This window comes from Streptomyces sp. CLCI03 (assembly GCF_053615355.1).
The window spans coordinates 4,743,896-4,755,277 of the sequence record NZ_CM132132.1 but is presented as its reverse complement, the minus strand read 5'-3'; the positions used below and the strand labels follow the sequence as shown (position 1 = coordinate 4,755,277).

Annotated in this window: 13 protein-coding genes; 10 read left to right on the top strand and 3 right to left on the bottom strand. The window is 71.8% G+C overall.

Translation table 11 applies throughout. The annotated features are described in order from the left end of the window. Positions 1–46: 46 nt before the first annotated feature. From ACWG52_RS22060 to mscL, 8 genes are all read left to right on the top strand, one after another. Complete coding sequence (locus tag ACWG52_RS22060; protein ID WP_389815433.1) at positions 47–1,570, top strand: potassium/proton antiporter; 1,524 nt, start codon at positions 47–49, stop codon at positions 1,568–1,570. A gap of 388 nt (positions 1,571–1,958) precedes the next feature. Further along, a complete protein-coding gene (locus ACWG52_RS22055) occupies positions 1,959–3,383 on the top strand; it encodes an MFS transporter (protein WP_389815336.1) in 1,425 nt (474 codons plus the stop codon). A gap of 67 nt (positions 3,384–3,450) precedes the next feature. Next, a complete protein-coding gene (locus tag ACWG52_RS22050; RefSeq protein WP_389815333.1) occupies positions 3,451–3,765 on the top strand; it encodes an FmdB family zinc ribbon protein in 315 nt (104 codons plus the stop codon). 81 nt (positions 3,766–3,846) lie between these two features. Beyond that, a complete protein-coding gene (locus ACWG52_RS22045; protein WP_389815330.1) occupies positions 3,847–4,680 on the top strand; it encodes an S-methyl-5'-thioadenosine phosphorylase in 834 nt (277 codons plus the stop codon). Between the two features lie 116 nt (positions 4,681–4,796). Continuing rightward, positions 4,797–4,988: a hypothetical protein gene (locus tag ACWG52_RS22040; protein ID WP_389815327.1), complete on the top strand. Its 192-nt coding sequence runs from the start codon at positions 4,797–4,799 to the stop codon at positions 4,986–4,988. 96 nt (positions 4,989–5,084) lie between these two features. Next, entirely contained in the window at positions 5,085–5,663 is a 579-nt protein-coding gene (locus ACWG52_RS22035; RefSeq protein WP_389815324.1) for a carboxymuconolactone decarboxylase family protein, read from the top strand. Positions 5,664–6,086: 423 nt separating this feature from the next. Next, on the top strand, positions 6,087–6,512 hold the full coding sequence (locus ACWG52_RS22030; protein WP_389815321.1) for a hypothetical protein: 426 nt from the start codon (positions 6,087–6,089) through the stop codon (positions 6,510–6,512). A 123-nt stretch (positions 6,513–6,635) separates the two neighbouring features. Next, entirely contained in the window at positions 6,636–7,127 is a 492-nt protein-coding gene (gene mscL, locus ACWG52_RS22025; RefSeq protein ID WP_375937696.1) for a large conductance mechanosensitive channel protein MscL, read from the top strand. 22 nt (positions 7,128–7,149) lie between these two features. Here mscL and ACWG52_RS22020 read toward each other — a convergent pair whose 3' ends face one another. Beyond that, positions 7,150–7,362: a hypothetical protein gene (locus ACWG52_RS22020; RefSeq protein WP_389815317.1), complete on the bottom strand. Its 213-nt coding sequence runs from the start codon at positions 7,360–7,362 to the stop codon at positions 7,150–7,152. A 241-nt stretch (positions 7,363–7,603) separates the two neighbouring features. Between ACWG52_RS22020 and ACWG52_RS22015 the strand changes: the two genes are divergently transcribed. Both ACWG52_RS22015 and ACWG52_RS22010 read left to right on the top strand, forming a co-directional pair. After that, entirely contained in the window at positions 7,604–8,755 is a 1,152-nt protein-coding gene (locus ACWG52_RS22015) for a low temperature requirement protein A (protein WP_389815315.1), read from the top strand. A gap of 120 nt (positions 8,756–8,875) precedes the next feature. Next, positions 8,876–10,129: a cytochrome P450 gene (locus tag ACWG52_RS22010; RefSeq protein WP_390168378.1), complete on the top strand. Its 1,254-nt coding sequence runs from the start codon at positions 8,876–8,878 to the stop codon at positions 10,127–10,129. 87 nt (positions 10,130–10,216) lie between these two features. Here the strand turns inward: ACWG52_RS22010 and ACWG52_RS22005 are convergent, their stop codons facing one another. Together ACWG52_RS22005 and ACWG52_RS22000 are read right to left on the bottom strand one after the other, a co-directional pair. Next, positions 10,217–10,711 carry a DUF5949 family protein gene (locus tag ACWG52_RS22005; RefSeq protein WP_033223804.1) on the bottom strand — a complete coding sequence of 165 codons (495 nt, stop codon included), beginning with the start codon at positions 10,709–10,711 and terminating at the stop codon, positions 10,217–10,219. A gap of 56 nt (positions 10,712–10,767) precedes the next feature. Further along, positions 10,768–11,358: a hypothetical protein gene (locus ACWG52_RS22000; RefSeq protein WP_453125690.1), complete on the bottom strand. Its 591-nt coding sequence runs from the start codon at positions 11,356–11,358 to the stop codon at positions 10,768–10,770. Positions 11,359–11,382: the final 24 nt, after the last annotated feature.

The following is an 11,382-nucleotide window of genomic DNA, read 5'->3' as shown; positions in this document are numbered from 1 at the left end:
AACTACTTGCCGAACTTGTCGCCGGGAGGATCGATCCACCGGGCGCATTGAGGAGGGCCGCCCGCTGACTGTCCACACGCTCAATGAGCTGCTGCTGGTCTGCTCGCTCGTGCTGCTCGTCGCCGTGGCGGCGGTACGCATCTCGTCACGCAGCGGTCTTCCCAGCCTGCTCATCTACCTCGGCATAGGCATCGCGATAGGCCAGGACGGCATCGGCAACGTCGTGTTCGACAATGCCGAGCTGACCCAGGTCATCGGTTACGCGGCACTCGTCGTGATCCTCGCCGAGGGCGGTCTGGGCACCAAGTGGAAAGAGATCAAGCCGGCCCTGCCGGCCGCGGTCATGCTGTCACTGGTGGGCGTCGCGGTGAGCGTGGGCGTGACGGCGGCGGGAGCGCACTATCTGGTCGGCCTGGAATGGCGCCAAGCCCTGCTGATCGGCGCGGTCGTCTCCTCGACCGACGCCGCGGCCGTCTTCTCCGTGCTGCGCAAGGTCCCGCTGCCCGCACGGATCACCGGCGTCCTGGAGGCCGAGTCCGGCTTCAACGACGCGCCCGTCGTGATCCTGGTGGTGGCCTTCTCGACCGTCGGCCCGGTGGACGAGTGGTACATCCTGATCGGCAAGATCGCCCTGGAGCTGGCCATCGGCGCCGCGATCGGCCTGACCGTGGGCTTCCTCGGCGCGTACGGGCTGCGACACGTCGCCCTGCCCGCCTCCGGCCTCTACCCGATCGCCGTGATGGCCATCGCCATCGTGGCGTACGCGGCCGGCGCCATCGCGCACGGCTCCGGCTTCCTCGCGGTCTACCTGGCGGCGATGGTGCTCGGGAACGCCAAGCTGCCGCACTGGCCGGCCACCCGGGGCTTCGCCGACGGACTCGGCTGGATCGCCCAGATCGGCATGTTCGTGCTGCTGGGTCTGCTGGTCACCCCGCACGAGCTGGTCCGCGACTTCTGGCCCGCCGTGATCATCGGACTGGTGCTGACGATGGTGGCCCGACCCCTGGAGGTCTTCATCAGCCTGCTGCCCTTCCGGCTCTCCTGGCAGGAGCAGGTGCTGATGTCGTGGGCGGGCCTGCGCGGGGCCGTGCCCATCATCCTGGCGACCATTCCGATGGTGTCCGGGATCGAGGGCAGCGACCGGGTCTTCAACATCGTCTTCGTGCTGGTCGTCGTCTACACCCTGGTGCAGGGTCCGACCCTGCCCTGGCTCGCGCGCAAGCTGAACCTCGGGAACGGGGAGGAGGGCGCCTTCGACCTCGGGATCGAGTCGGCGCCGCTGGAGAAGCTGCGCGGACACCTGCTGTCCTTCTCCATCCCACAGGCCTCGCGGATGCACGGCGTGGAGGTGAGCGAGCTGCGGCTGCCGCCGGGGGCCTCGGTCACGCTGGTGGTCCGGGACGCGAAGAGTTTCGTACCGGCGCCGTCGACCGTGCTGCGCCGCGGGGACGAGCTGCTGGTGGTGGCCACGGATCCGGTCCGGGACGCGGCGGAGGCGCGACTGCGGGCGGTGGCCCGGGGCGGCAAGCTCGCGGGATGGCTGGGCACCGGCGGACCCGTTTCACGTTAGAGCAATGCTCAAATGCGTTAGAGCGTCGTTCTAATTCCGCCAATTTAGCTGAGCTATGCCCGCTTTTGCCTGCTTTTCCGGGCTCTTTGCATGCGAAGCGGCCGTTAATCCCAGGCGAAGACACCCCTTGTCACCGAATTCACAGGGCGTGGTAGTGGCTTTCCCTGTACGATGAAGGCACACCAGATCGAACCAACTCTGCCTGACGCAGAGCTGGCGCGACCGCAAAGCGGCCGTGGCACCACCCCGACGTGGGCGCCCAGGTATCACTCGGTTCTGCGCAAGAGGACAGCTCTCGGGGCTCCCACATGTACGGGTGCGGCCGCTCACAAGGCGAAGCACCGTCCGCAGACGGGGACGCTCTACCAGGCAGCGGAAAGGCAAGGCCGTGACATCCGCGGTCACGACCGACACGTCCGCCCGCCCCGGCTACGGGCAGCTCCTGCGCACTCCCGGCGCCCTCGGCTTCGTACTCCCCGGCTTCGCAGCACGACTCCCCTTCGGCATGCTGACGATCAGCATCCTGCTGCTGGTCCAGCACACCACCGGTTCCTACGGCAGCGCCGGCATCGTCGCCGCCGTCACCGGTATCTCCATGGCACTGTCCGCCCCGCTGATGGGCATCTTCACCGACCGCTACGGCCAGACCGCCGTCCTGCTGCCCGTGGTCCTCGCACACTCCGTCGCCGTCATCGGCCTGGCCGCGCTCGCGCTGCTGGACGCCCCGCTGCTCGCGCTGGCCGCCGCCGCCGTACCGGCAGGCGCCTCGGTGCCGCAGGTCGGACCCATGGTCCGGGCGCGCTGGGCCGCCAAGCTGGAGGGCTCTCCGCTGCTGCCGACGGCCGCCGCCTTCGAGTCCGTCACCGACGAATTCACCTTCGTCGTCGGCCCGGTCCTGGCGACCGCGCTGTGCACCGGCGTCCACCCGGCGGCCGGCCTGGTCACCGAGGCCACGCTGACCCTGCTCGGCGGCCTGCTCTTCGCGGCCCGGCGCGCCGGCCAGCCCAAGACGCACGCCCCGTCGCAGACCGGTGAGAAGCGCGCCTTCGCGCTGTCCTTCCCGGGCCTGCGCGTCCTGATCTTCGCGTTCCTCGGGATCGGCGCCGTCTTCGGCGGCATGCAGGTCTCGCTCGCCGCCTTCTCCAGCGAGATCGGCAACCCCGGCGCCAACGGCCTGCTCTACGGAGTCTTCGCCGCGGGCAACATGATCGCCGGTATCGCCATGGGCGCCATCGCCTGGAAGATCGGCCCGCGTCGCCGGCTGATCCTGGGCTACGTCGGCCTCACCGCCGCCGCGTCCGTCCTGTGGGCCGCGAACTCGATGATCCTGCTGGGCGCGCTCGGCCTGGTCGTCGGCCTGTTCATCGCCCCGGCGCTGATCACCGGCTACACGATGGTCGAGCAGCTGGTCCCCGCGAACGCCCGCACCGAGGCCTTCACCTGGCTGACCGGCTCGATCGCCTTCGGTCAGGCCGTCGCCGTCATCCTGGCCGGCCGCCTCACGGACGCGCACGGATCCTCGTTCGGATTCCTGGTGCCCATGGGTGCCACCGCGCTCGCGCTGACCACCCTGCTGGCGCTGCGTTCGAGGCTCGCCCCGAAGGCTCCGAGCCGGATCGTGAACGCGTCCGCACAGGAGGCCGGGGCCACGGCCGCGGCCGCGCCCGCCACCCCGGTGAAGTCGCAGGTCACGGAGCGGGTGACGGTCCCGGCGAAGGGTCGGACGACCCCGCGCACCACCGCCTCCCCGGCCTCCCGTGACCGGGTGAACGAGCGTGGGATCGGTCACCGCGTGCCGGTGACGGTGGACTGATCCGCCGGAATACGTCACCATGGAGCGTCGTTAGCACTCATTGAGTCAGAGTGCCAGGAGGAAATTCGTGCCGACCTACCAGTACCAGTGCACCGAGTGCGGTGAGGGCCTTGAGGCCGTGCAGAAGTTCACCGATGACGCACTGACCGTGTGCCCGAGCTGCGACGGACGCCTGAAGAAGGTGTTCTCCGCGGTCGGCATCGTCTTCAAGGGCTCCGGTTTCTACCGGAACGACAGCCGTGGCGCGTCGTCGAGCAGCACCCCTGCCTCGAAGCCGTCATCCAGCTCCTCGTCGTCCTCGACGTCGACCGCCGCCGCCGCTCCCGCCGCCTCGACGTCGTCGAGCTCGTCGAGCAGCAGCAGCTCCACGTCGGCCGCCTGATCGCTTCGCCCGAAGGCCCCGCCGCCCCTACCGGCAGCGGGGCCTTCGGCATGCCCACGGCAGGGCCGTAGGGTGGACCGCATGGTGAACGCAGAGATCGGTGTCATCGGCGGCTCGGGCTTCTACTCCTTCCTGGAGGACGTCTCCGAGATCCAGGTGGAGACCCCGTACGGACCCCCGAGCGACTCCCTCTACCTGGGCGAGCTGGCCGGGCGCCAGGTGGCCTTCCTGCCCCGACACGGGCGCAGCCACACCGTCCCGCCACACAAGATCAACTATCGGGCCAACCTGTGGGCGCTGCGCTCGGTCGGCGTCCGGCAGGTGCTGGGGCCCTGCGCGGTCGGCGGTCTGCGGGCCGAGTACGGGCCGGGCACGCTGCTCGTTCCCGACCAGCTGGTCGACCGTACGAAGGCCCGAGCCCAGACCTTCTTCGACGGTGAGCCGCTGCCCGACGGTTCCGTCCCGAACGTCGTGCACACCACCTTCGCCGATCCGTACTGCCCGGTGGGCCGGTCCGTGGCGCTGGCGGCGGCCCGCGGGCGCGACTGGGAACCGGTGGACGGCGGCACCATGGTCGTCGTCGAGGGACCGCGCTTCTCCACGCGCGCCGAGTCGCGGTGGCACGCGGCGGCGGGCTGGTCGGTGGTCGGCATGACCGGTCACCCGGAGGCGGTCCTCGCCCGCGAGCTGGGGCTCTGCTACACCTCGATGGCCCTGGTCACGGACCTGGACGCGGGCGCCGAGACCGGTGAGGGCGTCTCCCACACGGAGGTCCTGAAGGTGTTCGGCGAGAACGTCGGACGGCTGCGCGAGGTCCTCTTCGACGCGGTGGCGGCCCTGCCGGCCACGGAGACCCGGGCCTGCCTGTGCACGCACGCGCACGACGGCTGGGACCTGGGCATCGAGCTGCCGTAGCCCCCTCCCGGGCGTCCCTGGGGACGCCCGGGCCGCGTTGTCGGTGGCGCCACCTTCGCCGGGGGCCGTTGGAAGGGGCTGCTCGACCGGGACACGGCCGAGGACTACGAGTACCCGTGGACCGGTTCCCCGTCGACGCGGCCCTCGCGGGCGCGCTCGACCGGGCGGCCGCGGGCGGACCGACGGCCGAACCGGAGGCGGTGCGGGCCGTCCTCACCGGCTCCGAGGCCTTCGCGGAGGACCTCGCGGAACGCCTCCTCGGCGCGCTGGGGATCGAGTCCGCGGCACCGGGCGAGGACGACGCGTAGAGAAAAGGCCCGGCGGCTGTCACATCCGCCGGGGCTGTCCGGTCCTCCTTGGTGACGGCGGAAACGAAGACCGCCCCGGCCAGGGAGATGACTGTCATGCCGCGTATCTCGCTCACCCCGCCCCGCACCCTGCTCATGCGGATCGGGGCCTGGTACTCGCGTCGGACCTACGGCAAGGTGCTCGACCCCGGGCAGGCCTACGGGCACCACTCGCGCGTGCTCCTCTCCTACGTCCGGCTGGAGCGGAGCGTGGCGAAGTGGAACGCGCTCGACGCCGGGCTGAAGCACCTCGCCGTGATGGCGGCGGCGGCCCGGATCAACTGCTCGTGGTGCATGGACTTCGGCTACTGGGAGGGCCACGAGCTGGGCCTGCAGACGGAGAAGATCGAGCGGGTGCCGCGGTGGCGGGAGGCCCCCGAGGTGTTCACCGAGCTGGAACTGTTGGTCATGGAGTACGCCGAGGCCATGACGGAGACCGAGCCGACGGTCACGGACGAGCTCGCGCGGGAGCTGATCGCGCGGCTCGGCGAGAAGGCGTTCGTCGAGCTCACCGCGATGGTCGCGCTGGAGAACTGGCGCTCGCGCGTCAACAGCGCCTTCGGCCTGACCGGTCAGGGCTTCGCGGAGGCCTGCCAGATCCCCGGCCGAACGGCGACCTCGACAACGACGGCGTGAACACCGACCTCCTCGCCGCGGGAGGCCTGGGCGCTGCGCGGGCTGCTGCGCCCGGCCCGACCGGCCGTGGGGGCGGTCCGCGGCGGGTGCGGGCGGCCGCCGGCTGACTCGTGCGGGTGGCCGGTTTGTCCACAAGCTGGGGATCGTCCACAGGCCTCGGCGGGATTCCCGGTGGGACCGGATCGTGGGAGGTGTCCGGGCGCAGGGTCCGGGCACAGCGCCTCACTCGGTCTGGTGGTGTTCGTCATGTCCCGTACGTCCGCGACCCCTTCGGTCTGCTCCCCTCGCTCCGCCTCCCCCTCTTCCTCCGCTTCCCGCGCCTTCCCCGCCGGGCGGGCCGCGTGCGCGACGTCGTCCGCGTGTCCGCCGGCCCGCCCGGTCCCGGCGTTCCCGCCGCTTCGTGTGGGGCGGGGCGGGGACCGGTTGCGCCGGGCCGTACGGCGCAGGCGGCGGGCCGCCTCGGCCGCGCTGGCCGTGGTGGCGGCGGCCGTCGCGGTGGGCGGGACGGAGGCGCAGGCCTCGCGGGGCGCCACCGCCCGGCCCGAGGTGCGGGCCTCCCAGGGCGCGGCGCCACCCGCCGCGGTGCGGATGGTGTCGGCTCCCGTGCGCATCGCGGACGCGGCGACGGTACGGCTGCTGCGGCCCGGAGACCGGGTGGACGTGGTCGCGGCGGAGCGCACCGGACCGCCCGAGGTGGTGGCCGCCGGGGCGTTGGTCGCCGAAGTACCCGCTCCGGACAAGGGTGTTGCGGACGGTGGGGCGCTGGTGGTGCTGTCCGTACCGCGGGAGACCGCGCGGGTTCTCGTCGGCACGGGCGCCACGACCCGACTGGCGGTGACGTTGTGCTGATTCGCACGCACGGCCGGTCAATTCACCTCGGGATGAGGCCCGATTGGACACACCGCGCCCGGACTGCCGTAGCTTTCGGAACCGTTGACTCCGTGTTCGGCAGATGTGAAGAGAGGCTCAGTGGTGAGCGAGAAGAAGAAGGAGAGCGTGCTGGCAGGCTTCAAGGCCTTCCTGATGCGCGGCAACGTGGTCGACCTGGCGGTGGCCGTGGTCATCGGCGCCGCGTTCACGAACATCGTGAACTCGGTGGTCAAGGGGATCATCAGCCCGGTGATCGGCGCGGTCGGCACGCAGAGCCTGGACGGCTACAAGTCCTGCCTCAAGGCTCCTTGTGGCATCGGCGCGAACGGCCAGCCGACTGGTGTCGAGATCCTCTGGGGCTCGGTGCTGAACGCGACGCTGACCTTCGTCATCACCGCGGCGGTCGTGTACTTCCTGATGGTGCTGCCGATGTCGAAGTACCTCGCGCGGCAGGAGGCCCGGCGCAAGGCGAAGGAAGGTGTCCAGGAACTCGTCGAGATCACCGAGCTCGAGGTCCTCAAGGAGATCCGGGACGAGCTGGTCGCGCAGCGTTCGGGCGGCGGTGGACCGGCCGGTTCGCACGACCGGTTCTGACCGCTCCGGCCGCCTCGGGCGGTCAGACGTGGTGCGGGGGCTTCTCGTCGAGGAAGCGGGCCAGGTCGGCCGCGCTTCCGCCGGCGGGCGGCCGCTCGCCCCAGCCTCGGTCGGTGTCGTCCGAGGACTGCTGGTCCAGCGGGTCGTCGAAGACGAGCCGGGGCTTCGGCCGGGGCCGGTCGGCCTCGGGGGCGGTGCGCGAGGGCTGCGGGCCGGGTGCGGAGGTGCTGCTCATGCCTCCAGGGTACGGCCGGCCCCCGCGCCGCCCCGGCCGCCCGGTCCCCCTCCCCGGCCGTCGGGCGCGTGGCCCGGATGCCGATGGGGGCCCGTGACGGCGCCCGCCCGCGGGTCGGACCGCGTCGGGGCCGTGGACCGCGCCTCGCCTCCGCCCGGGGCACACGGGGCGCGCGAGCCGCGCGTCCGCCCCGCCGGAGGTCCCCGCCTCTGGTCTCCTGGCCGGTATGGCCTTCTCCCCCATGACCGCTCGCAGCCCCGACGAGCTCCACCGTGCCGCGACCCCGCTGGAGCTGTTCTTCGACCTCTGCTTCGTCGTCGCCATCGCCCAGGCCGGTGCCCGGCTGGTGCACTCGCTCGCGGAGGGCCACCCCGGTGCCGGGGTGGTCGGCTACTTCTTCGTCTTCTTCGGCGTGTGGTGGGCCTGGATGAACTTCACCTGGTTCGCCTCGGCGTACGACGTGGACGACGTCCCGTACCGGGTCGCGACGCTCGTACAGATCGCGGGTGTGCTCGTGTACGCGGCCGGGGTGAGCCGGGCCTTCGACGACAACGACTGGGCGGTCGCGGTCACCGGCTACATCATCATGCGCGTCGCCCTGACGGCGCAGTGGCTGCGGGCCGCCTCCGGGGAGCAGGGCGAGGCCCGGGCGGCGGCGCTGAAGTACGCGGCCGGACTGGTGATCTGCCAGCTGGGCTGGATCGGCCTGCTGTTCGTCCCCGACGACCTGAAGCGCTGGACGTTCCTCGTCCTGCTCGTCGCCGAGCTGGCGGTTCCGGTGATCGCGGAACGCGGGCACCAGACGCCCTGGCACGCGCACCACATCGTGGAGCGGTACGGCCTGTTCACCATCATCGTGCTCGGCGAGACGATCGCCGCGGCCACGGTGGCCGTGAAGTCCGCGATCGACGAGCACGAGGCGCTGGACCAGCTGCTGCCCATCGCGGCGGGCGGGCTGCTGATCGTCTTCGCCGCGTGGTGGATCTACTTCGCCGTGCCGATGCACGAGCACCTGACGTCCAACCGCGAGGCCATCCCGTGGGGTTACGGACATCTGCTGATCTTCCTCTCGGGTGCGGCGATCGGCGCCGGCATCGAGGTCGCGGTCGAGCACGCGGTCGGCAAGGCACACATCTCCCAGGTCGCCGCGAACGCGGCGGTGATGGTCCCGAGCGCGCTGTTCCTGCTGATGGTGTGGCTGCTGCACTCCCGCCACTTCAAGCGCGGCCTCGCCCAGCAGCTGGTCCTGCCGGTGTCCGCCCTCGTGACGCTCGCCTGCACCTGGTCGGGTACGTACGCGGTCCTGTGGGCGGGCCTCGTCGGGGTGCTGACGGTGGCGGTCGGCCAGACCCTGTCCACGCGGGCCGGTGCGACCACCGGCGCCGCCGCCTGAGCCCCGGGCCGCCCCCGCCCGCCACCCGTGGACGCGCCCGCGCCCCGGCGAACCGTCACTCCCGCGCCCCCGCCGCCGTTCTCCAGCGCAGAACGACGCGCACCGACTGGAGGCCCTGCCTTGACACTCCCGGCACAACGCCACGGCACCGACCCCGGCAGGGAGCTGGCCGAGCCAGGTTTCTGGCAGCAGCCCCCCGCCCACCGCCTCGCCGCCTTCGCCCGGCTGCGCGCGGCCGAGGGCCCGGTGTTCGTCCCCGAAGGGTCCGGGCCCGGCCACTGGGCCCTGGTCCGCCACGCCCAGGTGCAGGAGGCCAGCCGCCTCCCGAAGGTCTTCGCCAGTGCCCCCGGCGTGACCACCCCCGAGCCGGCCCGATGGGTGCGGGCCCTGTTCGGGGACTCGATGGTCAATCTGGACGGCCCCGACCACGCCCAGCTGCGCAAGATCGTGCAGCGTGCCTTCACGCCCCGGCTGCTGGCGGCCGCCGAGGCCGACATCCACGCCGTGGCCGCCCGCATCGTGGACGACGTACTGGCCGAGCGGCCCGACGAGTTCGTCTCGGCCGTGGCCTCCCGGCTCCCCCTGGAGGTCATCTGCAACATGATGGGCATCCCGGAGCACTACCGGGCCGAGATCGCCGACCGCGTCAACCACGCCTCCGAGAACATCGGTGTGGAGCGGGGCCTGGCCTCCCGGCTGCGGATGCCGGGGCGCGGGCTGCGCGCGCTCGCCCGTATGCAGCGGATGGTGGCGGGCATCGGGCGGGAGCGGCGCAAGCACCCCACCGACGACCTGATCTCGGCGCTGGTCCGTGCGAACGTCGACGGCCAGGCCCTCGGGGCCCGCCAGCTCGGCGCCTTCTTCTCCCTGTTGATGGTCGCCGGGGTGGAGACCACCCGGAACGCGATCACCCATGGGCTGACCCTGCTGACGGACCACCCCGACCAGCGGGACCTGCTGCTCTCGGACTTCGAGAAGTACGCGGACGGCGCGGTGGACGAGATGATCCGGCACTCGACGCCCATCATCCAGTTCCGTCGGACCGTGGCCGCCGAGCACACCATGGACGGGCACGTGTTCCGGCCGGGCGACAAGGTGGTCCTGTACTACGCCTCCGCCAACCGTGACGAGGCGGTCTTCCCCGACCCGGATGCCTTCGTCATCACCCGCTCGCCCAATCCGCACCTGGGCTTCGGCGGCGGTGGCCCGCACTTCTGCCTGGGCGCGCACCTGGCCCGGGTGGAGATGAAGGCCCTCTTCCGGGAGTTGCTGACCCGGCCGGTCGGGCTGCGGGCGGTGGGGCTGCCGGACCTGGCGGGATCGAACTTCGACAACCGGGTCCGCTCGTTGAAGTTCGACTTCGAGCGGCCCTGACCCCGGCCCGGGGAAAAGCGGAACCGGCCACCGGGCAGGCTGGGGGCCCGGCGGCCGGAGCGGGTGGTGGCGGCACCCGGTCGGTGGCTACCGCTGCACGCGCCGCACGGCGAGGACGCAGTGCGCGCTGCTGGTGAGCACCGACTCGTCGCCCGCGAAGGCCTGCAGGGTCTCCGGCGCGACCGGCTGCCCCGGGACCGCCTCCGGCCAGGCGCGGGTGGCGAAGAGGAAGTACGCCTGCCCGCTCTCGTCCGCCGCGGCGACCCACTCGTCGGGGGCGGTGCAGCGCGCGTTCATCCCGGGCAGGGTGAGAGCGATCTGGTTGCCCTCCAGCAGGATCTGCACCGGGAAGGTGGCCGCCTTGAGGGTGCCGTCCATGACCACGTCGCCGATGGGCAGGCCGATCTCCTCCAGCAGCCCGCGGGCGGCCGCCTCGCCCGCCTCCCGGCCCTTCGGTCCGTCGCCGAGGGTGTAGGCGAGGAGGTACGGGATGTCGTGCGCCTCTTCGGGGTCGCCGATCCAGGCGAGCACCGAAAGGGTGCCGAGCTGGGACCGGTCGATTTCGGCTTGAGTAGAAGTCATGCGCGCACCCTAGTGGTCTCTCCACCGCGCCTTTCACGGCCCTTCACCCGGGCGGGCTAGACGGCCCAGAATCCCTCTCCGGAATTCGCCTGCATGTTCGCGTCCTGATACTGGAGGCGCACAATGCGCGCGCTTTCCGGAATTTCGAACACCACCCAGCCCTCGGCCCGCTCACCGACCTCCAGGGAATCGAAGACGATCGGTTTGCCGGTCGTCAGCTCGCCGGTCTTCACCACCGGGTGACGCTGCCCCGCGCTGTCGTGCGCCCACATGCGTCCGAGCGCCCCGTACGAGGCTCCGCCCACGTTGACGAAGGACATCGAGGCGGCCACCCAGCGCTTCCCGGCGGGCGGGGCGAAGTTCTTGTCCACGCTGATCGCCGGGTCGACGAACGCCCCGAGTTCGACCTGGAGGTGTCGTCCGACCTGCTTGCCGTGCACCCGCGCGACGCCACCCACATGGGCGTTCTTCACGGCGGGCCGTGCGGGAGCCTCCGCCGCGCCCGGCGCCCCGTCGTCCACCAGGACCGCCGGCGGGGCGCCGGGCGCGAGCGCGTCCGACTCGGGGGCGCTCGCGCAGGCGGTGGCGCCGAACAGCAGCAGCGGGAGCAGGACGAGGACGGGCAGGGGGAGGGCGGGCTGGCGCATGCAAGATCCCTTCGGGGGCGATTT

Bases quoted from the DNA above. Each gene is read 5' to 3' on its own strand.
- ACWG52_RS22045 (WP_389815330.1), top strand. From the start codon at position 3,847: ATGGTGAACGCAGAGATCGGTGTCATCGGCGGCTCGGGCTTCTACTCC.
- ACWG52_RS22035 (WP_389815324.1), top strand. From the start codon at position 5,085: ATGCCGCGTATCTCGCTCACCCCGCCCCGCACCCTGCTCATGCGGATC.
- ACWG52_RS22020 (WP_389815317.1), bottom strand. From the start codon at position 7,362: ATGAGCAGCACCTCCGCACCCGGCCCGCAGCCCTCGCGCACCGCCCCC.
- ACWG52_RS22015 (WP_389815315.1), top strand. From the start codon at position 7,604: ATGACCGCTCGCAGCCCCGACGAGCTCCACCGTGCCGCGACCCCGCTG.
- ACWG52_RS22005 (WP_033223804.1), bottom strand. From the start codon at position 10,711: ATGACTTCTACTCAAGCCGAAATCGACCGGTCCCAGCTCGGCACCCTT.
- ACWG52_RS22000 (WP_453125690.1), bottom strand. From the start codon at position 11,358: ATGCGCCAGCCCGCCCTCCCCCTGCCCGTCCTCGTCCTGCTCCCGCTG.